Origin of the sequence: Pseudomonas putida (genome assembly GCF_001636055.1) — a bacterium.
Classification (GTDB): domain Bacteria; phylum Pseudomonadota; class Gammaproteobacteria; order Pseudomonadales; family Pseudomonadaceae; genus Aquipseudomonas; species Aquipseudomonas machongensis.
In genome coordinates this window covers 2,702,359-2,729,291 of the sequence record NZ_CP011789.1, presented here as the reverse complement: position 1 = coordinate 2,729,291, position 26,933 = coordinate 2,702,359, and the positions used below count along the sequence as shown (strand labels likewise).

Here is a 26,933-nt window from a genome sequence, read left to right as displayed (position 1 = left end):
GGATCCAACCAACACAAGCTACTATTACGGCGCTTGTCTAAACCTGTACCGACATCAAGACCTCGCGCCCGTGACCATGACATTGCGCTGCATACGAACGAAACAGTCGTCCTCCCCTATTTCGACAAAGCCCGACCGTGCGTAGAGTCGCCTGGCCGGGTTACTGCGGAACACCATAAGGCGCAGTAACGGCAAACGACGTTGCGCTGCCCATCCGGCCAACTGCCCCAGCACCCAGGATCCAACGCCGTGCCCGCGGTACTCGGGCAGCAGGTGCAGTTCGCGAATGAACAAAGCCTGGCGGTCCTGACTGAGGCTGCAGAAACCCAGCACTTGCTCTTCCGCCTTCACCAGCCACTGCTCGCGCCAGCTCCAAGCTTCGTCGAATGCCTCTTCGATCCATAACAGGTCGAACTCGCGGTAGTACGGGAGCATGGCGCGCCGCGTCAGATCGCGGGCGAAGGTACGACAGCCTGCGGTAGCCGGAACAAGTTCAAGTGATATTTGAGTCATAGCATCTCTATCCGCCTGGCTCCTGGGCATAACACACCGGTGAACTGCCCGGCCCCCTTCGCTCGAGCTCTTCTTCCAGCCAGTCGGCGAGCACCCGGGCATTGTTGTGCGCAGTATCCTTGCCTGCGAACAACAGGGTCAGAGTCCCCTTGGCCGCCAGATCCAACAGCGGATACCAATGCTCAGGATGGGCCGCGAGTTCGGCACGGTAGTGCTCGGAAAAACCGGCAAAGTCCATATCCCCGGCATGAAACGCCCTGCGCAGCGCATCCGACGGTGCAACGTCGCGCAACCACTGCCCGTGCAAGGCATCCTTGCGCATATTGCGTGGCCACAAGCGATCGACCAGCACGCGCTGTCCGTCCTCAGGCGAAACCGATTGATACACGCGCTTGCAACAGATCATCGAATTTTCCGGCGCTATTTTCACCCTCAGCCTACGACTTACATTGACCAAGGTCACGCAACAGCCACTCGATCAACACCAGACAACCGCTGCGCAACCCTCGCCCGGGGCAAGAAAAGAGGCCGCGCGGGCGGCCTCGATCAAGTCAGCCCGGAATTTTCAGCCCACGCTGCACCGCAGGACGCTCCAGGAATTTCGCCAGCACTCGCTGCACTTCCTTGAACGCCTCGAAGCCCACCAGATCACGGGCGTCGTAGCGATCCACCAGATTGCGCACCCAGGGGAAAATGGCGATGTCAGCGATGCTGTACTCATCGACCATCCACTCACGGCCCTTCAGGTGACGATCGAGCACACCGAGCAGACGCTTGGATTCGTTGACGTAGCGATCACGCGGACGCTTGTCCTCGTAATCCTTGCCGGCGAAGAAATGGAAGAACCCCACCTGGCCGAACATTGGCCCGATGCCGCCCATCTGGAACATCAGCCACTGCAAGGTCTGATAGCGCTGCGCGGGGTCCTGGCTGAGCAACTGGCCAGTCTTCTCCGCCAGGTACTGGAGGATCGCCCCTGACTCGAACAGCGGCAATGCCTGCCCGCCGGGACCGTCGGGATCGAGAATCGCAGGGATCTTGTTGTTGACGCTGAGCGAGATGAACTCGGGCGTCAGCTGATCGTTGGTCTCGAAGCTGACCTTGTGTACCTCATAGGGCAGGCCGATCTCTTCGAGCATGATCGAGACCTTGACGCCATTGGGTGTGGCCAGCGAGTAGAGTTGCAGGCGCTCGGGGTGCTGCGCCGGCCACTTCTGTGTGATGGGAAAAGCGGACAGATCGGTCATGGTGGATTCCGAATGCGAAGGGATCATCACTCTAGAACCAACGTCAAGGTTTGACCATGGCCTTCCAGAGATCGAAAGTGACGCCCACACGGGTGCGCCACTTGTCGCTGGATCAATAGCGTGGCAGAACAGGCTGGGCGTCGTTGGAGATGACCACTTCGACGCGCCGGTTGAGCTGGCGCGACTGTGCATCGTTATTACCTGCCACTGGATACTCCTTGCCGTAGCCGGCAGTGACCATACGATCGCCGGCCACGCCTTGGCGACGCAGGGCATTGGCCACCGCCGCCGCGCGCTGCTCGGACAGTCGCTGGTTGAGGGCATCGCTGCCAGTCGAGTCGGTGAAGCCTTCGATCAGCACCTTGCGCTCTGGATTTTGCTGCAGGTAGTGCGCGAGTTGCTGAATGTTACGATGGCTGCCGCCACGCAGCTCGGCACGCCCGGTGTCGAACAGTACATCGCCGAAGGTGATGACCGTACCACGGTCGCTGGGTTTGGCATTGAGGCGCTGCAACGCCTTGAGCTGTGCGGTCCGCACATCCAGACGCGCCAGGGTGCGCTGAGCTTCGATGCCCTGCAGGCCAGTTTCGGCCTGACGCAGCAAGATGGTCTGCTCGGCAGTTTCGATCCTGCGGTTGGCCAGATAGGCGAGCTGAGTCACCTCGGCGCTCTTGCGGTCCTTGAGCGAAGCTTGCTCGGCTCGTCCCAGAGCGCTGAAGGCCTCACGGGTTTCCAGCGCAGCAACACGACTCGACTCAGGCTTTGCCTGGAGCACCGAATATGCCTCCCGCGCCTCGAGCAACCCAGGGTTTTCCGGGGTGGTGCCACAACCGGCCAGCATCAGAGCCACAACCGATACACCCGGCAGCAGATGGAATTTCGACATGATGGTTCTCCTCAGCGGGGGGTAGCGATGGCTTGGGGGGCGTCGAGCAATTCCTGCTTGAGCACCTCGATGCCTTGGCGCGCAGTGTCAAGCTGCGCCTGGGTCTTGCGAGCAGCAGCCTTGCGCTCGGCCAGCCGGGCATCGGCCTCTGCCTGCTCGGCGAGTATCTTCACCTGAGCGGCATCCTTCTCACCCAGTGCGCGCTCCATGGCGTTGAGTTTGTCCTGGGCGGCACGCATTTCCGCCGGCGCGTACTGCGTGGCGTCGGCAGAGACCGCCCGGTTGACCGCGCTACGAGTCAGCTCGATCTGCTCGCTGGGCATGAGCGAACTGGCGCAGCCACCCAGCGCCAGGAGCAGGCCGGCAGCAGGCAGGAAATTGATATTGAATCGGGCAGGCATTGAACAACTCCTCGTGAGTTGACGACACACGAACACAGGGCTCCCGCCGTGTTCGCGCGGTGATGGTCGAAAGGTCCAGAGGGTACGGTCGATGTTCGCGGTGCGGGCTGGTTCAGCCGCCACGAGAGGGGAGCAATCGGTGAGAAACGTAGAACATCTATGACAGTCTCTTGGAAAAGCCGTGCAAGACTATTCCGCAGATATTGAACGCCACATAGGAACTATCCGAACCAACCACGGGTAATTTTCGACAACCCGCAAGCTGCATCGGGTAGCCGATGGCTACCCGCCCCTAGGGTTCAGCTACGCTCGTGCGCCTGCCGCTTGAGCTTTTCGGTGTCGACACGCACGAACACCGAATCGGCGCGGACGGTCAGCACGTCCCCGGCCCAGACCTCACAGATGACTCGGCTCTTGCGCCCGACCTCACCTTCGACCCTGGCCTTGAGCAGCAACTCGACACCCATGGGCGTAGGTTTGAGGTAGGTCAGGCTGAGGGTGCCGGTGACACAGTCAATACGCGGCAAGCTGCCCGGCTCGCGCCCTTCGGCCCGGTAATGGTAGGCCATTGCGGTCCAGTTGGAATGGCAGTCCACCAGCATCGCCAGCAGGCCACCGTAGACCAATCCGGGCCAGCCGATGAAGCCGCTGTCAGGTGAGTGCCGGCACAGCAGGTGCACGCCGTCGCTGTCCCAGTGGCTCTGGATATGCAGGCCACTGGGGTGGGAACAACCGCAGCCATAGCAGGAGCCTTCGGGCGCCGCCAGTTGCTGGAGGGAGAGTGCTTTCTCGTTCATACGCTTCCTGTGCTTGTTGGAATGGGAAGGATGGCGGGAGGATGGTAGCGCTCCCCCCCTTCCTTGTGCACTCACCTGCAGCGGCAACACAGGATGAGCGCAAGCCTCAAACGACTTGCACCCGACCAGCCCTCTCTCGCCGCCGTGTCACGGAAATCAGCAGGATCACCGCGGTAACCCCGGCCGTCATCAGGGTTTCGTAGCGATAGGCATCGCTGAACAGCATGTACCCCAGCACCAGTACGATAGTCCCGATCACCAGCCAGGTGAGCCATGGGAACAACCACATCTTCAATGCAAGCTCCGTCCCCTCACGCTCAGCCCGCGCACGCATGCGCAGTTGCGAAACAGCAATCACCAGGTACACCAGCAGGGCGATGGCCCCCGTGGTCGACAACAGGAAACCGAACACCTTGCCCGGGAACACATAGTTGACGAAACAGCCGGCGAAACCCGCCAACGTCGAAAGGATCACTGCTACGGTCGGCACACCAGCCCCGGAAATACGCCGGGTCATGCTCGGCGCCTCACCGCGAGCGCCCAACGAATAGAGCATCCGCGAGGCCGTGTAGAGCCCGGAGTTCATGCAACTGGTCACCGCCACCAACACCACCAGATCGACCACCAGCTTGGCGCCCGGCACATTGAGCACCTCCAGGACGCGCTGGAACGAGCCCACGGCCTTGAGCTCCGGATCGTTCCAAGCTACCAGCGACACCACCAGGAAGATCGACGCCAGGTAGAAGATAGCGATGCGATACACCACAAGGTTGGTGGCACGACGGATCTTCTCCTTGGGGTTGGCGGTTTCATCGGCGGCAATGGTGACGATCTCGGCACCGAAGAACGAGAAGATAGTGATCAGCACGCCCCCCAGCACCGTGCCGAAGCCATTTGGCATGAAACCTCCGTTGGCCCACAGCTGGCTGACGCCGGAGACCTTGGCCAACGGCCAGACGCCGAACAGTGCCAGGCTGCAGATGATAATGAAGGCGAGAATGGCGACCACCTTGATCAACGCGAACCAGTACTCGAAGGCGCCGAAGTTCTTCACGCTGACCAGGTTGGTCCCCGACAGCAGTACCATGATCAGGAAGGCGAATAGCCAGGACGGCACATCGGGAAAATAGGCATGGAGGATATCGGCGCCAGCGATCGCCTCGACCGGGATGATCAATACCCAGAACCACCAGTACAGCCAGCCGATGGTGAAACCGGCCCAAGGTCCGATGGCCTCGGTGGCGTAGGTGGAAAACGAACCGCTGTTGGGGTTGGCGATGGCCATTTCGCCAAGCATGCGCATCACCAGCAGCACCAGCAGGCCGGTCATGGCATAGGAAATGAGGATCGCCGGGCCTGCCGTGGCGATGGCGTTGGAGGAGCCGATGAACAGGCCGGCACCAATGATGCCTGCGATGGAAATCATGGACACCTGGCGCGAAGTCAGGCCGTGCTGCAGCGAACGCTGTTTCTTTTGTTGTGACGATGCCATGGGGAACCCTCTGATGGGTCGGCCGCCGCAAAAGGCGGCGATGAGTCTGAGCAGATTTTGTTGTAGGTCTGTGCTGTTGTTTCTTGTTGTTGTGCAGTTTTCGCTGTCACTGCGCACAGGACAGGAAGTTGGAGTAAGGGGTGTTTTTTCTCTTGCCTCTCCATCGGGTTGTAATCGTTGATCCAGGTCAGTATTAATCTATAGGCGTGGCTCAACAAACGACCTTTTAGAAACACATGATTCCGTTTTGGAATGCATTTCTTATTTTTCCTGCCTGGTAACGCCTGTCATGTCCAAACGCCTGATGCCCTCCACCACCGCCCTGCAATGCTTCGAGGCAGCCGCCCGCCACCTGAGCTTTACCCGTGCGGCGCAGGAGTTGCACCTCACCCAGAGCGCGGTGAGCAAACAGGTCGCACAGCTCGAGGACATGTTGTCCCACCCGCTGTTCCAGCGTATTCGCCGACGCCTGCACCTGACCCCGGCAGGCGCGCTGTACCTCACCGAAGTGAACAAGATCCTCACCCAGATCGACATCTCCAGCCGCTACATCCTCAGCTACGGCGACGAGACGGAAGTCCTGCGCATCGCCACCCAACCCACCTTCGGCGCGCGCTGGCTGGTGCCACACCTCAAAGGTTTCGGCGAACGCCATCCGCGCATCCACCTGGACGTGCGTAACGAACTGGAGCCATTCGACCTCGTGCAGGCCAAGGTCGATATCGCGTTCTTCTTTGGCCAGGGCACCTGGCCCGGCGCCACCTGCCTGGAGCTGTTCAGCGAGGAGGTGGTGCCGGTGTGCGCACCACAACTGTTGCAGGCACATGCGTTCGGCAGTGCCCAGTCGCTGACCGAGCACCGTCTGCTGCAATGCGCATCGAGGCCCGAAGCCTGGCACGAGTGGTTCCTTGGGCTGGGGCTGCACAGCCAGAACAGCTACCACGGACCACGCTTCGACACCTTCTACCTGTGCATCCGCGCAGCCATCGCAGGCTGCGGAATTGCCCTGATTCCGCGTTATCTGGTGGCCGAGGAACTGAGCGAAGGCAAGCTGGTGGTGCCGTGGAATCATCCGGTGGCGAGCAATGGCCGGCACTTCATGGCCCATGCCGAGCATGCGGCCGAGGTGCCCAAGGTGAAGGCCTTCGTGGAGTGGATCCTGGAACGGGCAGCTGAAGAGGGTTAAAAGTCGAACTTCGAGAATCCAAGGAATGATCCCAATCGAATAATTCGTTTGCCGAACACACATTCATCGCGCTTGGATAATAAGAAATTCGAACAAGGTTCCGTGCGTCCATGAGTCAGGAAAGTATCAGCCAGTCCATCGCCATCGTTCACCCGATCACACTTTCCCATGGCCGCAACGCCGAAGTATGGGATACCGACGGCAAGCGCTATATCGACTTCGTCGGCGGTATCGGCGTGCTCAACCTGGGACACTGCAACCCGGCAGTGGTCGAGGCCATTCAGCACCAGGCCGCCCGCCTAACCCACTACGCCTTCAACGCGGCTCCCCATGCGCCTTATCTTGCCCTCATGGAGCAACTGAGAGCGTTCGTTCCAGTGAACTACCCGCTCGCCGGCATGCTCACCAACAGCGGCGCCGAAGCCGCGGAGAACGCGTTGAAGGTGGCCCGTGGCGCCACCGGCAAGCGCGCGGTCATCGCCTTCGACGGCGGCTTCCATGGCCGCACCCTGGCCACCCTCAACCTCAACGGCAAGGTCGCCCCCTACAAGCAACGCGTGGGTGAGCTGCCGGGGCCGGTCTATCACCTGCCCTACCCCAGTGCCGATACCGGCGTGACCTGCGAACAGGCACTCAAGGCCATGGAGCGGCTGTTCAGCGTCGAGCTCGCGGTCGAGGATGTCGCAGCCTTCATCCTCGAACCGGTGCAAGGCGAAGGCGGCTTCCTCGCGCTCGACGCCACCTTCGCCCAAGCCCTGCGCCGCTTCTGCGACCAGCATGGCATTCTCATGATCATCGACGAGATCCAGTCCGGTTTCGGACGCACCGGCCAGCGCTTCGCCTTCCCACGCCTGGGCATCGAACCGGATCTTCTGTTGCTGGCCAAGAGCATCGCCGGCGGCATGCCGCTGGGTGCAGTGGTCGGCCGACGTGAACTGCTGGATGCCCTGCCCAAGGGCGGGCTTGGCGGCACCTATTCAGGCAACCCCATCGCCTGTGCCGCGGCCCTGGCCAGCCTGGCGCAGATGAGCGACGAGAACCTTGCCACCTGGGGCGAGCGCCAGGAGCAGGCCATCGTGAGACGCTTCGAACACTGGAAGGCCAGTGGCCTGTGCCGTTACCTGGGGCGCCTGACCGGCGTTGGCGCAATGCGCGGGATCGAGTTCGTCAACCCCGACGGCAGCCCGGCGCCTGCGCAACTGGCCAAGGTAATGGACGCTGCACGAGCCAAGGGGTTGCTGCTGATGCCCAGTGGCAAGGCCCGCCACATCATTCGCCTGCTGGCGCCGCTGACCATCGAAGCCGAAGTACTCGAGGACGGGCTGGATATTCTCGAACAGTGCCTGGCCGCACTGGACTGAGACTCAGAGCCCCAGTTCTTCTGGCGTGAGCATGTCGGACTCGAAGGCGATCCAGCCGCCTTCCAGCTCGGCATGGCCGTTGACGATCGGGCCGTAGTAAGTCAGGCCGTTCTCAAGCGTGACACAGATATGCGTGGCCGACTTTTCAGGAGCCGCGAGCGTACCGACGAAATGCACCTTCTTCAGCGTTTCGGTCACCGCCTCGAGACCGATGCGCATGCCTGGATTCTCCGAAGCCTCGGCGTCCCCGCCACGGTCTTCGGCGCTGACAGTCACAGTGGCGATGTAGGGGTACTTGGTACTCAAGCGGGGTTACCTCGATCAGATGGAGTGGCAGCTGTCGCCAGGGCCCGTCAGGGTACGGCAGCACGAACAGGACCGCGAGCGAATAATACGCCTTGGGCCCTGAGACGCCCTCCCCACAACAGATATCTCCTACGCAATCACAGCCTTGAAGCTGATTATGGGGTAGATCGCCTACCTCTAGGATGGCGCCTTCAACCTACACTGAAGAAGGCATTATCCAATGCGCAAGACCCTGATGTTGTTCCCGGCGCTGGCCATGCTGATGGTTGCCGGCCACGCGGCAGCACAGAGCTGCCCTGCAGCCTCCGAAATCACTCAGAAGCCTCTCGACGGCGGTGGCTACGCCTATCAAGCCCCCGGCGGCTGGAGCGGCGACAATCCGTTCGCCGACCAGGACGACCTCAAAAGCTTCAAATTCACCGCCGTCAAGTTGAAGGAAAACGTGGTGCTGTGTGACTACGAGGCGGACGCACTGGGTGGCGCGCGCATGGCATTGCGCGAATCCAGGCAGCCAGACAAGGGCAACTGGAACGACGGCTTCTGCAAGTCGGCCAACCCCGTCGACTGCACCTTCAAGTAAGCCTGAAAGTTGGTCCTTGCATGCCTCGGCTGGTATTGTGCCCGCCGAGGCATGCCCCACCACACGAGGACCCAGAGTGAGCGCCGAAGAACCCCTGATCGCCGACCTGTTCGAGGTCGACAAACGCCTGACCCTCAAGCCCGTCGTGGACTTCAATACCTACCTGCGCAACGCCTTCGGCGACGGCGCCTGCCGCTGTCATCGCTGCGTCGAGCTGAACGGCGACGAAAGCAGCTACAGCCACCGCCACACCTTCGAGTTCGATGGCCGCCCGATGCATCGGCGCTTCGCCAACACCGCAGGCAGCGATGTATTGCAAGCCTTGAAGAAAGCCTGGCTGTCGTACACCAAGAACGACCTGCCCCTGCTCGGCCAGCTCGATCTGCACACCCTGCGCACCTTCACCGAAACGAACCTGCATGAGCGGCTGCTGGCCCTGCTCCCGGCCAGCGGCCTGGCGCGCGAGGTCGATGGCACTTGGATACTGCAAGCCCAGGCCGACTGACAGCCCGGCGGCGCAGCAGGATTCTCCCGGTCTGCTACCGTGGGAGAATCCTCACCTGCAGGTGACCTGCCATGGCCCGCACTACCCCCATCGAGCTGTACCGCAATATCGGCATCGTCGCCCACGTCGATGCCGGCAAGACCACCACAACGGAACGCATCCTGTTCTACACCGGGGTCAACCACAAGATGGGCGAGGTCCACGATGGCGCCGCGACCATGGACTGGATGGCCCAGGAGCAGGAGCGCGGCATCACCATCACCTCGGCGGCGACCACGGCGTTCTGGCAAGGCTCGACCAAGCAGTTCGCCGACAAGTACCGTTTCAACATCATCGATACGCCCGGCCACGTCGACTTCACCATCGAGGTGGAGCGCTCGCTGCGCGTGCTCGATGGCGCGGTGGTGGTGTTCAGCGGCGCCGACGGGGTCGAGCCGCAGTCCGAGACGGTGTGGCGCCAGGCCAACAAGTACCACGTGCCACGCTTGGCCTACATCAACAAGATGGATCGCCAGGGGGCAGACTTCCTGCGCGTGGTGAAGCAGATCGATCAGCGTCTGGGCCACCACCCGGTGCCCATCCAACTGGCCATCGGCAGCGAAGAAAACTTCATCGGCCAGATCGACCTGGTGAAAATGAAGGCCATCTACTGGAACGACGCCGACCAGGGCACCAGCTACCGCGAAGAACCGATTCCCGCCGAACTGCAGGCCCTGGCCGACGAATGGCGCGCGCACATGGTCGAGGCCGCAGCCGAAGCCAATGACGAACTGACCCTTAAGTTTCTTGAAGGCGAAGAGCTGAGCATCGACGAGATCAAGGCCGCCCTGCGTCAACGCACCATCGCCAACGAGATCGTACCGACCATCCTTGGCTCCTCGTTCAAGAACAAGGGCGTGCCACTGATGCTGGACGCGGTGATCGACTACCTCCCCGCCCCCAGCGAAATCCCTGCAATCAAGGGCACCGACCCGGACGACGAGGAAAAGCATCTCGAGCGCCATGCCGACGACAAGGAACCGTTCTCCGCACTCGCCTTCAAGATCGCCACCGACCCCTTCGTCGGCACCCTGACCTTCGCTCGTGTCTACTCCGGCGTACTCAGCTCCGGCAATGCGGTGCTCAACTCGGTCAAGGGCAAGAAGGAACGCATCGGCCGCATGGTCCAGATGCACGCCAACCAGCGCGCCGAAATCAAAGACGTGTGCGCGGGCGACATCGCCGCGCTGATCGGCATGAAGGACGTGACCACCGGCGATACCCTGTGCGACATCGACAAGCCGATCATCCTCGAGCGCATGGACTTCCCGGACCCGGTGATCTCGGTCGCGGTCGAGCCGAAAACCAAGGCCGACCAGGAGAAGATGGGGATCGCCCTGGGCAAGCTCGCCCAGGAAGACCCCTCGTTCCGCGTGCGCACCGACGAAGAGACCGGGCAGACCATCATCTCGGGCATGGGCGAGCTGCACCTGGACATCATCGTCGACCGCATGCGCCGGGAGTTCAACGTCGAAGCCAACATCGGCAAACCACAGGTCGCCTACCGCGAAAAAATCCGCAACACCTGCGAGATCGAAGGCCGCTTCGTCCGACAGTCTGGCGGACGCGGTCAGTATGGCCATTGCTGGATCCGCTTCGCCCCGGGCGACGAAGGCAAGGAAGGCCTGGAGTTCATCAATGAGATCGTCGGCGGCGTGGTGCCGCGCGAGTACATCCCGGCAATCCAGAAAGGCATCGAGGAACAGATGAAGAACGGCGTGCTCGCCGGGTATCCGCTGATCAACCTCAAGGCCGCAGTGTTCGACGGCTCCTACCACGACGTCGACTCCAACGAAATGGCCTACAAGATCGCCGCATCCATGGCCACCAAGCAGCTGTCTCAAAAAGGCGGCGCGGTGTTGCTGGAGCCGGTAATGAAGGTCGAGGTGGTAACGCCCGAAGAGTACCAGGGCGACATTCTGGGCGACCTGAGCCGTCGCCGCGGGATGATCCAGGATGGTGACGAGACGCCCGCCGGCAAGGTGATTCGCGCCGAGGTGCCGTTGGGCGAGATGTTCGGCTACGCCACCTCGATGCGCTCGATGACACAAGGCCGGGCCAGCTTCTCTATGGAGTTCACGCGCTATGCAGAGGCGCCGGCGAGTATCGCCGATGGCATCGTGAAGAAGAACCGAGGGGAATAGCCCAGGCGACCTCATCGCGGGGCCCCGACTTGCCCCGCGATGGCGTCGGTCTCGCCGACTCAGAACCTCAATGTTGCTCGCCTGCCCGCCGCAACAGCTTCTTGCACCGCTCCGACAGATGCACAACGCGCAGGTGCTTGCCCGCACGGGAATACCGCTCGCGCAGCGTCTTCAACGCGGCGATCGCCGAGTAGTCGACGAAACTCAGGTGCTTGCAGTCCAGCGTCACGCTCTGCGGATCCTGCGCCGGATCGAACTGCTCGAGAAACGGTGTGGTCGAGGCAAAGAACAAGGTGCCATGAACCTGGTAAATCTTGCCGCCCTGGCCATCCTCGTGGCTATCGGCATACAGCTCACGAGCATGCTGCCAGGCGAAGTTGATGGCAGCGATGACGATCCCGAACAGCACCGCGGCGGCCAGGTCCGTCAGTACCGTGACCACCGTCACGGCAATGATCGCCAACACATCACTTTTCGGCACCTTGTGCAGTACTCGCAGCGACGCCCAGGCAAAGGTCTGCTGCGCCACGACGAACATCACCCCAACCAGTGCCGCCAGCGGAATACGCTCGATCAGCGGCGACAGGAACAACACGAACAGCAGGATCATCACCCCCGCCACCACCCCCGACAACCGACCGCGGCCATTGGAGCTAAGGTTGATCACGGTCTGGCCGATCATCGCGCAGCCGCCCATGCCACCGCACAGCCCCGACACCATGTTGGCCGCGCCCAGGGCCACACATTCACGGTCAGGGAAACCGCGACTCTCGGTGATCTCATCGGTGAGGTTGAGGGTCAGCAGAGTTTCCAGCAGACCGACCATGGCCATCACCAGCGCATAGGGGGCGATGATCTTGAGCGTCTCGAGGTTCCAGGGCACCTCCGGCCAGGCCAGTTGCGGCAGGCCGCCGGCGATGTGCGCCATGTCGCCGAGGGTGCGGGTCGGCAGCGCGAGCAGGTAGACCAGCAGGCCCACACCGACAATCGCCACCAGCGCAGGCGGCACCGCGCGGGTCAGCTTCGGCAGTACGTAGACCACCAGCATCGTCAGGGCTACCAGACCGACCATCAGCAGCAGCGGCTTCCCGCCTAGCCAGTGCTCGCCGTCCTTGAAATGCTCGAGCTGGGCCATGGCGATGACGATGGCCAGGCCATTGACGAAGCCAAGCATCACCGGGTAAGGCACCAGCCGCACCAGCTTGCCAAGGCGCAGCACGCCGAACAGGATCATCACGATCCCGCCAAGCAGCACCGTGGCCAACAGATACTGGGCACCGTGCTGCACGACCAGGGCGACGATCACCACCGCCATCGACCCGGCGGCGCCGGAGATCATACCTGGGCGACCGCCAAACAACGCGGTCAGCGTGCAAATGATGAAGGCACCATAGAGCCCCATCAGCGGATTGAGGTGCGCCACCAAGGCGAAGGCGATGCACTCGGGCACCAGGGCGAAGGAGGTGGTCAGGCCAGCGAGGACGTCGGCGCGAAGTCGGGCGGGTTTCATGTAGATCCTGTGAAGTGTCCAGTCTGGGCGACCGCGCGCGGGTGCACTGGGTGACCCCAATCACACGAGCGGAAGCAAAATCGAGGGGCGCGATGTTACGGAATTTGTCTGACAGCGGCCACCGCCGCTCTGCTCAGCGCACCCGTTCCCGGCTCTGCACCGCGAGATCCAGCGCACGCTGCATGTCCAGCCGCGCCGAGCGGCCCAGGTCAGGGTCATTGAGACGACCATTGCGCTCCGACGGCAGGATCGGCGCCGTCAGGTCCTCGGCATCCATCGCCTCGAAGTCCTGTTCAGAGCCCATGGTCAGGGCACTGCGGCGCAGCAACATACGCACCTGCTCGGGCGTAAGCTGCGGATTGATCGACAACATCGCTGCCACCGTCGAAGCCACCAACGGCGTCGCGTAGGACGTACCGCAGTGCGGCTTGCCAGCATCGGCAGGTTGCAGGCAGGCTGCTGCACTGACATCCACACGCATGTCGACGTTGGAGCTGCGGCGCTTGACCACATGCTGCGGATCGTCAACCGCGGTGTCGCGCTCGCTGCGTTGATGCCCGCCCACCACCAGCAACTGCTCGGTCACGAACGACGATGGCAAACGGTATTCATCGGTGCCAGACCATGACGAGCCATTGCCCGCCGAATTGACCACCACCACATCCGGGTGCTCGCTGCGCAGCCACAGGAAGAATTCCTCGAGCAACTCCTCGTAGCCACTCATGGCCAACCCCGAGCGCACCAGCGAATCGACCTCGTCGCCCTCCACGCTTCTGGCGCCGACGCGGTGGATACCCCAACTCCAGTTGAGCACCCGTACGCCGTCCTCGACCAGGTTGACCGACGCGGCAATATTGGCGGTGATACCTGCATCCGAGTTGCGCTCGACGATCACCTCGAACCCGGGGCTGGCCTTGCCCAGGCCGCTGAGAAAGCCACCTGCCACCCCCTCCCCGCGCCCGGCCAGGATACCGGCGACGTGGCTGCCGTGGCTCTGCGCACGTGCGCCGTCGCGGCCGTAAAGGCAGGTCTGTCTTGGCCCGCAGGCGCCGCGATAAGCCTGAAAGGGCGCAGCGTCGAAATCCAGCTCGCGCTCGATCACGCCCACGCGTATCGGCTGTACCGGCACGTTCGAGGCCGGGACCCGGCGCTGGTAGTAGTACAGGGCATCCGTGAAACGATTGGCCGCCCACTCATCGGCCTGGTCGATGACCGTAGCCTTGCCGCCCTCGCCTTCCTCACCTCGCTCCGGCGCCGACTCCTCGACGATCACCGCGTCCACGCTGAGCTCGCTGCCCATGCGCAGGATCATCGCATCGCGCTGTACAAGATCACGTACCGGCAGCCGCAGTTGGTAGACGTTCAACGGCGGGATCGCCCCCACCACCTGCGCACCATATTTGTCGGCGATACGTTGCGCCTCCTCGCGCCCGTTGTGCTTTTCCTCGATCAGCAGGCTGACCAGGTCGAGGTAGGTGGTCAGGCCGTCCATGTTCCTGGCCACCTCGTGCGGGCCTGCGGCGACCACATGGCTGCGCTGGCGAGTGAGCCAGACCGGATTGCTTTTCTGCCCGCCGACCTGCAGCCACAAAGGAGCGCTCGGACCGGGCTGGTCGAGCGTGAACTCGAGCCTGTCGCCCTCGCGCAGCACGACATTGGCCGGCAAGGCCCGGTCCCCCAGCCACACCTGTGGAGCCTGGTGCTCCAGACCTTGCGCGCGCAGGCACCAGTGCTGCGGGGCTTCGGACAGTAAATCGCCGCAGCGCTGCAACTGCTGGATGCGCGGCTCGGCAATGGCACTCTGTCCAAGAGCAAGTAACAACAAAGGTAGGTAGCGCTTCATGCCGAGGGTCTGCCATGGTCTTTTTGCTGCGACCCCAGCGCTCAGGCGATGGTTCAGCTGTTGACGGTAGCCCGCGAAAGCTCCGCAGCTGCGCTGCAAATTTCAAATCCCTGTGATCCAGACACGGCACAATGCTGGCAAATTTGCCATCATGTCTATTCAACCTGCGGAGACCACGAACATGCCGCTACGCCCCCTTGTCACCGCCCTGCTGCTGGCGGCCAGCCTCACCGCACAGGCGGCCACCGAAGTCGTGCCGCTGCAGCACCGCAGCAGCGCCGAGCTGCTGCCGACCGCCCAGTCCTTTCTTGGAAAGGACGGAACCGTCAGCGCCTTCGAGAACAAATTGATCGTCAATGCCAGCCCGGAACGCATCGACGACCTGCGCGCATTGCTACAGCAGTTGGACACTGCGCCCAAACGCCTGCTGATCAGCGTCGACAACAACGACAGCAACTACCAGGACAAACGCGGCAACGCCCGGGTCATCCAGTACGGCACCAGCAACCGAGAAGGCGGCCTGCAGCAGATCCAGGCCAGCGAAGGCCAGCCGGCGCTGATCCAGATCGGCCAGAGCATCCCCATCACCAGCACCTCGACCGATGGTTACGGACGCATCCAGAGCGACACCCAATACCGCAATGTGACCCAGGGCTTCTACGTCACGCCGAGCGTCAGCGGTGAAACGGTTCGTCTGCAAATCAGCACCAATAATGATCGAATGAGCCAGGAACGCCAGGATGTAGTGAAGGTGCAGAGTACCGACACAACTGTCTCTGGCAGGCTCGGCGAGTGGATCACCCTGGCGGGGTACAACCAGCAGAGTCAGGCCGACAATAGCCCTTCGGCCCTCACTTACAGCACCCAGCGCGGTGAAAACATGACGCTACGTGTCAAAGTCGACCTTCTCGACTGATCCCAGGCCGTACAAGGCCTCGACCAAGGGCCTTGAAACTGACTGCAGAGTCGCATTAGACCAAAGATGTAGTAAGCCTAAAAAAGCACTACAAAACATTTGACAGGCTCTTTTCGCCAAGGGCATGATGGCCTCGCTCCCGCTAATCAGGGGCCCTGGCAAGGGCCTTCGGGACGCCCTCCCGACACCCCTGGAGGCGTCCTGTGTCTATACGGCCCACAAGGCGGTTCGACGGGATTGCGACTGCAACGAAGAAGTTGTCCCGAGGGACGGAAGCGCATCACCGCAGAACCGGCAATCGACGTCGCACCGCAGCAAGGCATCCACGAGCCGACCTGCTGGGGACACCTTCGCCTGAACTGCACCCCCTTCCCCTTCGAGCCTTCCCCGTTCGCCGCCGCACTCCCCCGGACAGGACAGCCGCCAGGCCTCTGATTCCGCGCCCTGAGCATCCGCACAACTACACTCAAGATCGATGCGACGAGGTTTATTTCCATGGCACTGACACGCGAACAGCAAATTGCAGCCCTCGAGAAAGACTGGGCCGAAAACCCGCGCTGGAAAGGCGTGACCCGTACCTACACCGCCGCCGATGTCGTTCGCCTGCGTGGCTCCCTGCAGCCAGAGCACACCTTTGCTCGTCAAGGCGCAGAAAAACTGTGGAAGCTGGTCACCCAAGGTGCCCACCCGTCCTTCCGGCCCGAAAAAGATTTCGTCAACTGCATGGGCGCCCTCACCGGCGGCCAGGCCGTGCAGCAGGTAAAAGCCGGCATTCAGGCCATCTACCTGTCCGGTTGGCAGGTAGCCGCCGACAACAACTCGGCCGAGTCCATGTACCCTGACCAGTCGCTGTACCCGGTCGACTCGGTACCGACCGTGGTCAAGCGCATCAACAACGCCTTCCGCCGCGCCGACCAGATCCAGTGGAAAGCCGGCAAGAACCCGGGCGACGATGGCTACATCGACTACTTCGCACCGATCGTGGCTGACGCCGAAGCCGGTTTCGGCGGCGTGCTGAACGCCTACGAGCTGATGAAGAACATGATCGAGGCAGGCGCCGCCGGCGTGCACTTCGAAGACCAGTTGGCCTCGGTGAAAAAATGCGGCCACATGGGCGGCAAGGTACTGGTACCAACCCAGGAAGCCGTACAGAAGCTGGTGGCCGCGCGTCTGGCCGCTGACGTTGCGGGCGTACCGACCATCATCCTCGCTCGCACTGACGCCAACGCTGCCGACCTGCTGACCAGCGACTGCGACCCTTACGACCAGCCGTTCGTGATCGGCGAGCGTACCCGTGAAGGCTTCTACAAGGTACGTGCCGGCCTCGACCAGGCCATCGCCCGCGGCCTGGCGTACGCTCCGTACGCCGACCTGATCTGGTGCGAAACCGCCAAGCCGGACCTGGACGAAGCCCGTCGCTTCGCCGAAGCGATCAAGAAGGAGTACCCGGACCAACTGCTGTCGTACAACTGCTCGCCATCCTTCAACTGGAAGAAGAACCTGGACGATGCCACCATCGCCAAGTTCCAGCGCGAACTGTCGGCGATGGGCTACAAGCACCAGTTCATCACCCTGGCTGGCATCCACAACATGTGGCATGGCATGTTCAACCTGGCGCACGACTACGCCCGCAACGACATGACCGCCTACGTGAAACTGCAAGAGCAGGAATTCGCCGACGCCAGCAAGGGCTACACCTTCGTGGCGCACCAGCAGGAAGTGGGCACCGGCTATTTCGACGACATGACCACCGTGATCCAGGGTGGCGCTTCGTCGGTGACGGCACTGACCGGTTCGACCGAGGAAGAGCAGTTCCACTGATAGTGGATTGCTGACAGAGGACCGGGGCTTGAGAAAGCCCCGGGCTTTCTTTTGCTTGCTGCCCCCACCACTCCCTCCCCCTGCAGACGCCTGATGTCCTGACGACGAGGCAAACCCCGAGATCAGGTCTATGCTTGAGGCAGCACAGCAAGCAAGGACTGCCACATGCCTCGTCCAAGCCAACGCCTGGATGCCCCCTATATAAAGAAGCACAGCCCGTATCCGGCTTGCTCGATTGCGCTTCCTTGCCATTGCCGCCCGCCCCCCGTCGCCCCGTCATTCGCCGAAACATTGACCCAGAGCGGTACACGAGAACGCTGCAACTGCTAGAACGAGAGTTTTTCTCATTTGCAAGTGACAAGATTGCGAATTGAACTAGACAGGTATCAGATGGCTCGGCAAACAGCGGCTCAGCCAAATGATATTAATTATCATTATTAAATTGAAGACTCGTTACGCCAACCAAGAAACATAATTAACAAATCTGATTGGAATGCCCGAAAATCAAGGCTTTCAGCGATTTACGAAAGATTTTTGTTCTTAATCCTACGAATAATTTTGCACTGGAAATTTTACTTGCCGTGGGTTTACCCATAAAATCAGCGCGATTGATTCAGCTGCGACATTTGGTCACTGCATCAGCGACACCGCGTCGCCGCTCTACTTATTTCAGACTGCAGAGCTGGGTCTCTGTATAAGGATTTCAAGCATGTCCGATTCGGCAGGACTCATCGCCCACAACTGGGGCTTTGCCATCTTCCTCCTGGGTGTCGTCGGCCTGTGTGCCTTCATGCTCGGCCTGTCCAGCCTGCTCGGCAGCAAGGCCTGGGGCCGCGCCAAGAACGAACCCTTCGAATCCGGCATGCTGCCCGTTGGCAGCGCCCGCCTGCGCCTGTCCGCCAAATTCTATCTGGTCGCGATGCTGTTCGTGATCTTCGATATCGAAGCCCTCTTTCTCTTTGCATGGTCTGTGTCCGTCCGCGAAAGCGGCTGGACCGGATTCGTCGAAGCTCTCGTTTTCATAGCAATTCTGTTGGCAGGTCTTGTCTACCTATGGCGCGTCGGTGCTCTTGATTGGGCTCCCGAAGGTCGCCGCAAGCGGCAAGCGAAGCTGAAACAATGAGGCTTTGGCAATGCAATACAATCTCACCAGAATCGATCCGGATGCGCCCAACGAGCAGTACCCGGTAGGTGATCGGGAAACCGTCACCGACCAACTGCTCGAAGACCAGGTCCACAAGAACATCTACATGGGGAAACTCGAAGATGTGCTGCGTGGCGCGGTCAACTGGGGTCGCAAGAACTCCCTCTGGCCGTACAACTTCGGCCTGTCCTGCTGCTACGTGGAAATGACCACGGCCTTCACGGCACCCCACGACATCGCCCGCTTCGGCGCCGAAGTCATCCGGGCCTCGCCGCGCCAGGCCGACTTCATGGTCATCGCCGGTACCTGCTTCGTCAAAATGGCGCCGATCATCCAGCGCCTCTACGAGCAGATGCTCGAGCCCAAGTGGGTCATTTCCATGGGTTCGTGCGCCAACTCCGGTGGCATGTACGACATCTACTCGGTCGTTCAGGGGGTCGACAAGTTCCTCCCCGTGGACGTCTATGTGCCTGGCTGCCCGCCGCGCCCCGAGGCTTTCCTGCAAGGCTTGATGCTGTTGCAGGAATCGATCGGCCAAGAACGACGCCCGCTCTCCTGGGTGGTTGGTGATCAAGGTATTTATCGTGCCGAGATGCCTGCCCAGAAAGACCTGCGTCGTGAACAGCGCATTGCGGTAACCAACCTGCGCAGCCCCGACGAAGTCTGATCCAGCGACCTGCCGCCCGCTCCCCAAGGAGCCGGCGGCCTGGCTTCATTCTCAACGTTGACCCAAAGCGACCGAGACCATGACAGCGGACACCGCTATTTTCATTCCGCCCTACAAGGCTGACGACCAAGATGTGGTCGTCGAACTGAACAACCGCTTTGGCGCCGAAGCATTCGTCGCCCAGGAAACCCGCACCGGCATGCCCGTACTGTGGGTCAAGCGCGCCCAGCTCAAGGAAGTGCTCAGCTTCCTGCGTGGCGTGGCCAAGCCCTACAGCATGCTGTACGACCTGCATGGCGTCGACGAGCGCCTGCGCACCCAACGCCGCGGCCTGCCTGCCGCCGACTTCAGCGTGTTCTACCACCTGTTGTCGGTCGAGCGTAACAGCGACGTGATGATCAAGGTGTCGCTCAGCGAGGGCGACCTGAACCTGCCGACCGTGACCGGTATCTGGCCGAACGCCAACTGGTACGAACGCGAAGTCTGGGACATGTTCGGCATCGACTTTGCCGGCCACCCGCACCTCAGCCGGATCATGATGCCGCCGACCTGGGAAGGTCACCCGCTGCGCAAGGACTACCCTGCCCGCGCCACCGAATTCGATCCGTACAGCCTCACGCTCGCCAAGCAGCAGCTTGAAGAGGAATCGGCGCGCTTCAACCCCGAGGCCTGGGGTATGAAACGCCAGGGCGCCAACGAGGACTACATGTTCCTCAACCTCGGCCCCAACCACCCTTCTGCCCACGGTGCCTTCCGTATCGTCCTGCAGTTGGACGGCGAAGAGATCGTCGACTGCGTCCCGGACATCGGCTACCACCACCGTGGTGCCGAGAAGATGGCCGAGCGTCAGTCCTGGCACAGCTTCATTCCCTATACCGACCGTATCGACTACCTCGGTGGGGTAATGAACAACCTGCCGTACGTCCTCGCGGTCGAGAAGCTGGCCGGTATCCAGGTGCCGCAGAAAGTCGACGTGATTCGCATCATGCTCGCCGAGTTCTTCCGGATCACCAGCCACCTGCTGTTCCTGGGTACCTATATCCAGGACGTCGGCGCCATGACCCCGGTGTTCTTCACCTTCACCGACCGCCAGCGCGCCTACACCGTGATCGAGGCGATCACCGGTTTCCGTCTGCACCCGGCCTGGTACCGCATCGGCGGCGTTGCCCACGACCTGCCGCGCGGCTGGGACAAACTGGTCAAGGATTTCGTCGAATGGCTGCCCAAGCGCCTGGACGAATACACCAAGGCCGCCTTGCAGAACAGCATCCTCAAGGGCCGTACCATCGGCGTTGCCGCATACAACACCAAGGAAGCGCTGGAGTGGGGTACCACCGGTGCCGGCCTGCGCGCCACCGGTTGCGACTTCGACCTGCGCAAAGCCCGTCCCTACTCCGGCTACGAGAACTTCGAGTTCGAAGTACCGCTGGCCCACAACGGCGATGCCTATGATCGCTGCATGGTCCGTGTCGAGGAGATGCGCCAGAGTATCCGCATCATCGACCAGTGCCTGCGCAACATGCCGGAAGGCCCGTACAAGGCGGATCACCCGCTGACCACGCCGCCACCGAAAGAGCGCACCCTGCAGCACATCGAGACCCTGATCACCCACTTCCTGCAAGTCTCGTGGGGCCCGGTCATGCCGGCCAACGAGTCGTTCCAGATGATCGAGGCGACCAAGGGCATCAACAGTTACTACCTGACGAGCGATGGCGGCACCATGAGCTACCGCACCCGGATCCGTACCCCGAGCTACCCGCACCTGCAGCAGATCCCTTCGGTGATCAAGGGCAGCATGGTCGCGGACCTGATCGCGTACCTGGGCAGTATCGACTTCGTTATGGCTGACGTGGACCGCTAAGCATGAACAGCACGCTTATCCAAACCGACCGTTTCGCCCTGAGCGAAACCGAGCGCTCGGCCATCGAGCACGAGATGCACCACTACGAGGACCCGCGCGCGGCGTCCATCGAAGCCTTGAAAATCGTGCAGAAGGAACGCGGCTGGGTGCCGGACGGCGCCATCTACGCGATCGGCGAAGTGCTGGGCATCCCTGCCAGCGACGTCGAGGGCGTGGCCACCTTCTACAGCCAGATCTTCCGCCAGCCGGTCGGGCGCCACATCATTCGCGTGTGCGACAGCATGGTCTGCTACATCGGCGGCCACGAATCGGTCGTCAGCCAGATCCAGAGCGAACTGGGCATCGGCCTGGGCCAGACCACCGCCGATGGCCGCTTCACCCTGCTGCCGGTGTGCTGCCTGGGCAACTGCGACAAGGCCCCCGCGCTGATGATCGACGACGACACCTTTGGCGACGTGCAGCCTGCAGGCGTCTCCAAACTGCTGGAGGGTTACGTATGACCATCACTTCCTTCGGCCCGGCCAACCGCATCGCGCGCTCGGCTGAAACCCACCCGCTGACCTGGCGCCTGCGTGATGACGGCGAGCCGGTCTGGCTGGCCGAGTACGAGTCCAAGAACGGCTACGCTGCGGCCCGCAAGGCCCTGGCCGACATGTCCGCCGACGACATCGTGCAAAGCGTCAAGGACTCCGGCCTCAAGGGTCGCGGCGGCGCAGGCTTCCCCACGGGCGTGAAGTGGGGCCTGATGCCCAAAGACGAATCCATGAACATCCGCTACCTGCTGTGCAACGCGGACGAAATGGAGCCCAACACCTGGAAAGACCGCATGCTGATGGAGCAACAGCCCCATCTGCTGGTCGAGGGCATGCTGATCAGCGCCCGCGCGTTGAAGGCCTACCGTGGCTACATCTTCCTGCGCGGCGAGTACACCACGGCAGCGAAGAACCTCAACCGTGCCATCGATGAAGCCAAGGCTGCAGGCCTGCTGGGCAAGAACATCCTGGGCTCCGGTTTTGACTTCGAGCTGTTCGTGCACACCGGTGCCGGCCGCTACATCTGCGGTGAAGAAACCGCACTGATCAACTCGCTCGAAGGCCGCCGCGCCAACCCACGCTCCAAGCCGCCCTTCCCTGCCGCTGTCGGCGTGTGGGGCAAGCCGACCTGCGTGAACAACGTCGAAACCCTGTGCAACGTCCCGGCCATCGTCGCCAACGGCAACGACTGGTACAAGTCGCTGGCCCGCGAAGGCAGCGAAGACCACGGCACAAAACTGATGGGCTTCTCCGGCAAGGTGAAGAACCCGGGCCTGTGGGAACTGCCATTCGGCGTGACCGCCCGCGAGCTGTTCGAAGACTACGCCGGTGGCATGCGCGACGGCTTCAAGCTCAAGTGCTGGCAGCCAGGCGGTGCCGGTACCGGCTTCCTGCTGCCGGAACACCTGGATGCACAGATGTACGCCGGTGGTATCGCCAAGGTCGGCACCCGCATGGGTACGGGCCTGGCCATGGCGGTCGACGACAGCGTCAACATGGTCTCGCTGCTGCGCAACATGGAAGAGTTCTTCGCCCGCGAGTCGTGCGGCTGGTGCACACCATGCCGTGACGGCCTGCCATGGAGCGTGAAGATGTTGCGCGCCCTGGAGAAAGGCCAAGGCCGCGCCGAAGACATCGAGACCCTGCTGGGTCTGGTCAACTTCCTCGGCCCAGGCCGCACCTTCTGCGCTCACGCACCGGGTGCCGTGGAGCCGCTGGGCAGTGCCATCAAATACTTCCGGTCCGAGTTCGAGGCCGGTGTCGCGCCCGCTAGCGCTGCCGACACCCTGCGCCCGAACCTGGCCAAGCCGATTGTGGTCGGCGCATAACAAGATGAATCGCGGGTGGTCCGTGCCACCCGCCAGCTTGCAGGCCGGCCCGAACGATTCGTGGCCGGCCGCAAGCTCACCGATTTCCATTAGCCACGCCTGCTCACGCGGGCCAACGAAGAACTTTGAACCATGGCCACTATCCACGTAGACGGCAAAGCGCTCGAAGTCAACGGTGCAGACAACCTGTTACAGGCCTGTCTGTCGCTCGGCCTCGACATCCCTTATTTCTGCTGGCACCCGGCGCTCGGTAGCGTCGGCGCCTGCCGGCAATGTGCGGTCAAGCAGTACACCGACGAGAACGACACCCGTGGTCGTATCGTCATGTCCTGCATGACCCCTGCCTCCGACGGCACCTGGATCTCCATCGACGATGACGAGTCGAAGGCGTTCCGTGCCAGCGTCGTCGAGTGGCTGATGACCAACCACCCGCACGACTGCCCGGTGTGCGAGGAAGGCGGTCACTGCCACCTGCAGGACATGACGGTAATGACCGGCCACAACGCGCGCCGCTACCGTTTCACCAAGCGTACCCACCAGAACCAGGACCTCGGCCCGTTCATCGCCCACGAGATGAACCGCTGCATCGCCTGCTACCGCTGCGTGCGCTACTACAAGGACTACGCAGGCGGTACCGACCTGGGTGTCTATGGCGCCCACGACAACGTGTACTTCGGTCGCGTTGAAGACGGCGTGCTGGAGAGCGAGTTCTCTGGCAACCTGACCGAGGTCTGCCCGACCGGCGTGTTCACCGACAAGACCCACTCCGAGCGCTATAACCGCAAGTGGGACATGCAGTTCGCCCCGAGCATCTGCCACGGCTGCTCCAGCGGCTGCAACATCAGCCCCGGTGAGCGCTACGGCGAACTGCGCCGCATCGAGAACCGCTTCAACGGCTCGGTGAACCAGTACTTCCTGTGCGACCGTGGCCGCTTCGGCTACGGCTACGTCAACCGCAGCGACCGTCCACGCCAGCCGCTGCTGGCCGATGGCAGCAAGCTGGGCCTCGACGCCGCGCTGGACAAAGCCGCTGACCTGCTGCGCGGCCGTACCATCGTCGGCATCGGCTCGCCGCGCGCCAGCCTCGAGAGCAACTACGGCCTGCGCGAGCTGGTCGGCGCCGACTACTTCTACTCGGGTATGGAAGCCGGTGAGCTGGCCCGCGTACGCCTGGTGCTGGACGTGCTGAACAACAGCCCGCTGCCGGTGCCGACCCTGCGCGACATCGAAGACCACGACGCCGTGTTCGTACTCGGCGAAGACCTCACGCAAACCGCCGCCCGCGTCGCCCTGGCTGTTCGCCAGGCCACCAAGGGCAAGGCCGAGGCCATGGCCGAAGGCATGAAGGTGCAGCCATGGCTCGACGCCGCGGTGAAGAACATCGGCCAGCACGCGCTGTACCCGCTGTTCATTGCCTCGCTGGCCGAGACCAAGCTCGATGACGTCGCCGAGGAATGCGTACACGCAGCCCCTGCCGACCTCGCCCGCCTGGGCTTCGCCGTGGCCCACGCCATCGACCCGAGCGCACCCGCCGTCGAAGGCCTGGACGCCGAAGCGAAGGCGCTGGCCCAGCGCATCGCCGACGCCCTGGTCGCCGCCAAGCGCCCATTGGTGGTTGCCGGTACTTCGCTGGCTGACGCCGCACTGATCGAAGCCGCGGCCAACATCGCCAAGGCGCTCAAGCTGCGCGAGAAGAACGGCTCGCTGAGCCTGGTCGTGCCTGAGGCCAACAGCCTCGGCATGGCCATGATGGGTGGCGATTCGGTCGATGCTGCACTGGACGCCGTCATCACCGGCAAGGCCGACGCCATCGTCGTGCTGGAGAACGACCTGTACACCCGCGTGCCAGCGGCCAAGGTCGATGCTGCGCTCGCCGCTGCAAAAGTGGTGATCGTCGCCGACCATTCCAAGACCGCCACCAGCGATCGCGCCGACCTGGTGCTGCCAGCGGCCTCCTTCGCCGAAGGCGACGGCACCCTGGTCAGCCAGGAAGGCCGCGCCCAGCGCTTCTTCCAGGTGTTCGACCCACAGTACCTGGACAGCAGCATCCAGATCCACGAAGGCTGGCGCTGGATGCACGCCCTGCGTGCCACCCTGCTGAACAAGCCGGTCGACTGGACTCAACTGGACCACGTCACCAGCGCCTGCGCCAACGCCGCACCGCAACTGGCTGGCATCGTCAACGCAGCGCCAAGCGCCGCGTTCCGCATCAAGGGCATGAAGCTTGCCCGTGAGCCGCTGCGCTACTCGGGCCGCACCGCCATGCGCGCCAACATCAGCGTTCACGAGCCGCGCACACCGCAGGACAAGGACACCGCGTTCGCCTTCTCGATGGAGGGCTACTCGGGCTCGGCCGAACCGCGCCAGCAAGTGCCATTCGCCTGGTCGCCAGGCTGGAACTCCCCGCAAGCCTGGAACAAGTTCCAGGATGAAGTCGGTGGCCACCTGCGTGCCGGTGACCCTGGCGTGCGCCTGATCGAATCGCAAGGCGATCGCCTGAACTGGTTCAACAGCATCCCGGCTGCCTTCAACCCGGCGCGCGGGACCTGGACTGCCGTGCCGTTCTTCCACCTGTTCGGCAGCGAGGAGAACTCTTCGCGTGCTGCACCGGTACAGGAACGTATCCCGGCGGCCTACGTGGGCCTTGCCAAGTCCGAAGCCGACCGCCTGGGCGTCAACGACGGCGCACTGCTGAGCCTGACCGTCGCGGGCGTTTCGCTGCGCCTTCCGCTGCGCATCAATGAAGAACTGGGCGCTGGCCTGGTGGCGTTGCCCAAAGGCCTGGCCGGCATTCCGCCCGCCATCTTCGGTGCATCCGTCGAAGGCCTGCAGGAGGCAGCACAATGAGCTGGTTCACCCCCGAAGTGATCGATGTGATCATCCAGGTCGTCAAGGCTATCGTGGTGCTGCTCGCCGTGGTGGTCTGCGGCGCCCTGCTCAGCTTCGTCGAGCGCCGCCTGCTGGGCTGGTGGCAAGACCGCTACGGTCCGAACCGTGTCGGCCCGTTCGGCATGTTCCAGATCGCCGCCGACATGCTGAAGATGTTCTTCAAGGAAGACTGGAACCCGCCCTTCGTCGACAAGATGATCTTCACCCTGGCGCCGGTCGTGGCCATGAGCGCCCTGCTGATCGGCTTCTCGATCATCCCGATCACACCGGGCTGGGGCGTTGCCGACCTGAACATCGGCCTGCTGTTCTTCTTCGCCATGGCCGGCCTGTCGGTCTACGCGGTGCTGTTCGCCGGCTGGTCGTCGAACAACAAGTACGCCCTGCTGGGCAGCTTGCGGGCCTCGGCGCAGACCGTGTCGTACGAAGTGTTCCTGGGCCTGGCGCTGATGGGCGTGGTGGTACAGGTGGGCTCGTTCAACATGCGCGACATCGTTGAATACCAGGCCCAGAACCTGTGGTTCATCATTCCGCAGTTCTTCGGCTTCTGCACCTTCTTCATCGCTGGCGTCGCCGTGACTCACCGTCACCCGTTCGACCAGCCGGAAGCGGAACAGGAACTGGCCGACGGCTACCACATCGAGTATGCCGGCATGAAATGGGGCATGTTCTTCGTCGGTGAGTACATCGGCATCATCCTCATCTCGGCGCTGCTGGTCACCCTGTTCTTCGGCGGCTGGCACGGCCCGTTCGGCATCCTGCCGCAACTGCCGTTCCTGTGGTTCGCATTGAAGACCGCGTTCTTCATCATGCTGTTCATCCTGCTGCGCGCCTCGATCCCGCGCCCGCGCTATGACCAGGTGATGGACTTCAGCTGGAAGTTCTGCCTGCCGCTGACCCTGATCAATTTGCTGGTGACCGCTGCGATCGTGCTCTACAACACGCCAGCCGTCGCGGCCCAGTGAGG

General features: G+C 62.4%; 24 protein-coding genes. 14 read left to right on the top strand and 10 right to left on the bottom strand.

What is annotated here, in order from left to right:
• Positions 1 to 54: 54 nt before the first annotated feature.
• The 7 genes from AB688_RS12235 to AB688_RS12205 all read right to left on the bottom strand — a co-directional run bounded on the left by AB688_RS12235 (position 55) and on the right by AB688_RS12205 (position 5,336).
• Positions 55 to 504, bottom strand: coding sequence for a GNAT family N-acetyltransferase (locus AB688_RS12235; protein WP_063546703.1), 450 nt, complete (start codon positions 502 to 504; stop codon positions 55 to 57).
• 16 nt (positions 505 to 520) lie between these two features.
• Positions 521 to 919: a DUF488 domain-containing protein gene (locus AB688_RS12230; protein WP_063544348.1), complete on the bottom strand. Its 399-nt coding sequence runs from the start codon at positions 917 to 919 to the stop codon at positions 521 to 523.
• Between the two features lie 145 nt (positions 920 to 1,064).
• Positions 1,065 to 1,760, bottom strand: a complete 696-nt coding sequence (locus AB688_RS12225) for a glutathione S-transferase N-terminal domain-containing protein (RefSeq protein ID WP_063546701.1) — start codon at positions 1,758 to 1,760, stop codon at positions 1,065 to 1,067.
• Positions 1,761 to 1,872: 112 nt separating this feature from the next.
• Positions 1,873 to 2,646 (bottom strand): OmpA family protein, encoded by a 774-nt coding sequence (locus AB688_RS12220; RefSeq protein ID WP_063544346.1) that lies wholly within the window; start codon positions 2,644 to 2,646, stop codon positions 1,873 to 1,875.
• An 11-nt stretch (positions 2,647 to 2,657) separates the two neighbouring features.
• Positions 2,658 to 3,047, bottom strand: coding sequence for a DUF4398 domain-containing protein (locus AB688_RS12215; RefSeq protein WP_063544344.1), 390 nt, complete (start codon positions 3,045 to 3,047; stop codon positions 2,658 to 2,660).
• A gap of 299 nt (positions 3,048 to 3,346) precedes the next feature.
• On the bottom strand, positions 3,347 to 3,844 hold the full coding sequence (locus AB688_RS12210; protein WP_063544342.1) for a PaaI family thioesterase: 498 nt from the start codon (positions 3,842 to 3,844) through the stop codon (positions 3,347 to 3,349).
• 106 nt (positions 3,845 to 3,950) lie between these two features.
• Entirely contained in the window at positions 3,951 to 5,336 is a 1,386-nt protein-coding gene (locus AB688_RS12205) for an amino acid permease (protein WP_063544340.1), read from the bottom strand.
• 289 nt (positions 5,337 to 5,625) lie between these two features.
• On the opposite strand from AB688_RS12205, the gene gcvA reads away from it, so the two are divergent.
• Both gcvA and AB688_RS12195 read left to right on the top strand, forming a co-directional pair.
• On the top strand, positions 5,626 to 6,522 hold the full coding sequence (gene gcvA, locus AB688_RS12200) for a transcriptional regulator GcvA (protein ID WP_063544338.1): 897 nt from the start codon (positions 5,626 to 5,628) through the stop codon (positions 6,520 to 6,522).
• Positions 6,523 to 6,632: 110 nt separating this feature from the next.
• Positions 6,633 to 7,883: an aspartate aminotransferase family protein gene (locus AB688_RS12195; protein WP_063544336.1), complete on the top strand. Its 1,251-nt coding sequence runs from the start codon at positions 6,633 to 6,635 to the stop codon at positions 7,881 to 7,883.
• Between the two features lie 3 nt (positions 7,884 to 7,886).
• Here the strand turns inward: AB688_RS12195 and AB688_RS12190 are convergent, their stop codons facing one another.
• Entirely contained in the window at positions 7,887 to 8,189 is a 303-nt protein-coding gene (locus AB688_RS12190; protein WP_063544334.1) for a hypothetical protein, read from the bottom strand.
• 220 nt (positions 8,190 to 8,409) lie between these two features.
• On the opposite strand from AB688_RS12190, the gene AB688_RS12185 reads away from it, so the two are divergent.
• The 3 genes from AB688_RS12185 (at position 8,410) to fusA (ending at position 11,457) form a co-directional block, all read left to right on the top strand.
• On the top strand, positions 8,410 to 8,769 hold the full coding sequence (locus AB688_RS12185) for a DUF3757 domain-containing protein (RefSeq protein ID WP_063544332.1): 360 nt from the start codon (positions 8,410 to 8,412) through the stop codon (positions 8,767 to 8,769).
• Positions 8,770 to 8,845: 76 nt separating this feature from the next.
• Complete coding sequence (locus tag AB688_RS12180) at positions 8,846 to 9,274, top strand: hypothetical protein (protein ID WP_063544330.1); 429 nt, start codon at positions 8,846 to 8,848, stop codon at positions 9,272 to 9,274.
• 71 nt (positions 9,275 to 9,345) lie between these two features.
• Positions 9,346 to 11,457 (top strand): elongation factor G, encoded by a 2,112-nt coding sequence (fusA, locus tag AB688_RS12175; protein WP_054892708.1) that lies wholly within the window; start codon positions 9,346 to 9,348, stop codon positions 11,455 to 11,457.
• A 67-nt stretch (positions 11,458 to 11,524) separates the two neighbouring features.
• Here the strand turns inward: fusA and AB688_RS12170 are convergent, their stop codons facing one another.
• Both AB688_RS12170 and AB688_RS12165 read right to left on the bottom strand, forming a co-directional pair.
• Entirely contained in the window at positions 11,525 to 12,967 is a 1,443-nt protein-coding gene (locus AB688_RS12170) for a SulP family inorganic anion transporter (protein WP_063544328.1), read from the bottom strand.
• Between the two features lie 133 nt (positions 12,968 to 13,100).
• A complete protein-coding gene (locus AB688_RS12165) occupies positions 13,101 to 14,810 on the bottom strand; it encodes a S8/S53 family peptidase (RefSeq protein WP_063544326.1) in 1,710 nt (569 codons plus the stop codon).
• Between the two features lie 181 nt (positions 14,811 to 14,991).
• Between AB688_RS12165 and AB688_RS12160 the strand changes: the two genes are divergently transcribed.
• The 9 genes from AB688_RS12160 to nuoH all read left to right on the top strand — a co-directional run bounded on the left by AB688_RS12160 (position 14,992) and on the right by nuoH (position 26,931).
• Positions 14,992 to 15,726: a secretin N-terminal domain-containing protein gene (locus AB688_RS12160; RefSeq protein ID WP_063544324.1), complete on the top strand. Its 735-nt coding sequence runs from the start codon at positions 14,992 to 14,994 to the stop codon at positions 15,724 to 15,726.
• 495 nt (positions 15,727 to 16,221) lie between these two features.
• Entirely contained in the window at positions 16,222 to 17,547 is a 1,326-nt protein-coding gene (gene aceA, locus AB688_RS12155; protein WP_054892704.1) for an isocitrate lyase, read from the top strand.
• Positions 17,548 to 18,256: 709 nt separating this feature from the next.
• Positions 18,257 to 18,670 carry an NADH-quinone oxidoreductase subunit A gene (locus AB688_RS12150; protein WP_003251427.1) on the top strand — a complete coding sequence of 138 codons (414 nt, stop codon included), beginning with the start codon at positions 18,257 to 18,259 and terminating at the stop codon, positions 18,668 to 18,670.
• A 10-nt stretch (positions 18,671 to 18,680) separates the two neighbouring features.
• The gene (locus AB688_RS12145; RefSeq protein ID WP_029614113.1) at positions 18,681 to 19,358 is read left to right on the top strand and encodes a NuoB/complex I 20 kDa subunit family protein; all 678 of its coding nucleotides are present in this window, start codon (positions 18,681 to 18,683) and stop codon (positions 19,356 to 19,358) included.
• A 79-nt stretch (positions 19,359 to 19,437) separates the two neighbouring features.
• Entirely contained in the window at positions 19,438 to 21,219 is a 1,782-nt protein-coding gene (gene nuoC / locus AB688_RS12140) for an NADH-quinone oxidoreductase subunit C/D (protein ID WP_054892703.1), read from the top strand.
• 2 nt (positions 21,220 to 21,221) lie between these two features.
• Entirely contained in the window at positions 21,222 to 21,719 is a 498-nt protein-coding gene (gene nuoE, locus AB688_RS12135; RefSeq protein WP_012313767.1) for an NADH-quinone oxidoreductase subunit NuoE, read from the top strand.
• The gene (nuoF, locus tag AB688_RS12130; RefSeq protein WP_063544322.1) at positions 21,716 to 23,080 is read left to right on the top strand and encodes an NADH-quinone oxidoreductase subunit NuoF; all 1,365 of its coding nucleotides are present in this window, start codon (positions 21,716 to 21,718) and stop codon (positions 23,078 to 23,080) included. The genes nuoE and nuoF overlap by 4 nt, the downstream gene beginning before the upstream one ends.
• Before the next feature lie 132 nt (positions 23,081 to 23,212).
• Entirely contained in the window at positions 23,213 to 25,927 is a 2,715-nt protein-coding gene (gene nuoG / locus AB688_RS12125) for an NADH-quinone oxidoreductase subunit NuoG (RefSeq protein WP_063544320.1), read from the top strand.
• A complete protein-coding gene (gene nuoH / locus AB688_RS12120; protein ID WP_016488222.1) occupies positions 25,924 to 26,931 on the top strand; it encodes an NADH-quinone oxidoreductase subunit NuoH in 1,008 nt (335 codons plus the stop codon). The genes nuoG and nuoH overlap by 4 nt, the downstream gene beginning before the upstream one ends.
• Positions 26,932 to 26,933: the final 2 nt, after the last annotated feature.

Coding starts and splice junctions, on each gene's coding strand:
- AB688_RS12230 (WP_063544348.1), bottom strand. CDS start 919: ATGATCTGTTGCAAGCGCGTGTATCAATCGGTTTCGCCTGAGGACGGA.
- AB688_RS12225 (WP_063546701.1), bottom strand. CDS start 1,760: ATGACCGATCTGTCCGCTTTTCCCATCACACAGAAGTGGCCGGCGCAG.
- AB688_RS12220 (WP_063544346.1), bottom strand. CDS start 2,646: ATGTCGAAATTCCATCTGCTGCCGGGTGTATCGGTTGTGGCTCTGATG.
- AB688_RS12215 (WP_063544344.1), bottom strand. CDS start 3,047: ATGCCTGCCCGATTCAATATCAATTTCCTGCCTGCTGCCGGCCTGCTC.
- AB688_RS12210 (WP_063544342.1), bottom strand. CDS start 3,844: ATGAACGAGAAAGCACTCTCCCTCCAGCAACTGGCGGCGCCCGAAGGC.
- AB688_RS12205 (WP_063544340.1), bottom strand. CDS start 5,336: ATGGCATCGTCACAACAAAAGAAACAGCGTTCGCTGCAGCACGGCCTG.
- gcvA (WP_063544338.1), top strand. CDS start 5,626: ATGTCCAAACGCCTGATGCCCTCCACCACCGCCCTGCAATGCTTCGAG.
- AB688_RS12195 (WP_063544336.1), top strand. CDS start 6,633: ATGAGTCAGGAAAGTATCAGCCAGTCCATCGCCATCGTTCACCCGATC.
- AB688_RS12185 (WP_063544332.1), top strand. CDS start 8,410: ATGCGCAAGACCCTGATGTTGTTCCCGGCGCTGGCCATGCTGATGGTT.
- fusA (WP_054892708.1), top strand. CDS start 9,346: ATGGCCCGCACTACCCCCATCGAGCTGTACCGCAATATCGGCATCGTC.
- AB688_RS12170 (WP_063544328.1), bottom strand. CDS start 12,967: ATGAAACCCGCCCGACTTCGCGCCGACGTCCTCGCTGGCCTGACCACC.
- AB688_RS12165 (WP_063544326.1), bottom strand. CDS start 14,810: ATGAAGCGCTACCTACCTTTGTTGTTACTTGCTCTTGGACAGAGTGCC.
- AB688_RS12160 (WP_063544324.1), top strand. CDS start 14,992: ATGCCGCTACGCCCCCTTGTCACCGCCCTGCTGCTGGCGGCCAGCCTC.
- aceA (WP_054892704.1), top strand. CDS start 16,222: ATGGCACTGACACGCGAACAGCAAATTGCAGCCCTCGAGAAAGACTGG.
- AB688_RS12150 (WP_003251427.1), top strand. CDS start 18,257: ATGTCCGATTCGGCAGGACTCATCGCCCACAACTGGGGCTTTGCCATC.
- AB688_RS12145 (WP_029614113.1), top strand. CDS start 18,681: ATGCAATACAATCTCACCAGAATCGATCCGGATGCGCCCAACGAGCAG.
- nuoC (WP_054892703.1), top strand. CDS start 19,438: ATGACAGCGGACACCGCTATTTTCATTCCGCCCTACAAGGCTGACGAC.
- nuoE (WP_012313767.1), top strand. CDS start 21,222: ATGAACAGCACGCTTATCCAAACCGACCGTTTCGCCCTGAGCGAAACC.
- nuoF (WP_063544322.1), top strand. CDS start 21,716: ATGACCATCACTTCCTTCGGCCCGGCCAACCGCATCGCGCGCTCGGCT.
- nuoG (WP_063544320.1), top strand. CDS start 23,213: ATGGCCACTATCCACGTAGACGGCAAAGCGCTCGAAGTCAACGGTGCA.
- nuoH (WP_016488222.1), top strand. CDS start 25,924: ATGAGCTGGTTCACCCCCGAAGTGATCGATGTGATCATCCAGGTCGTC.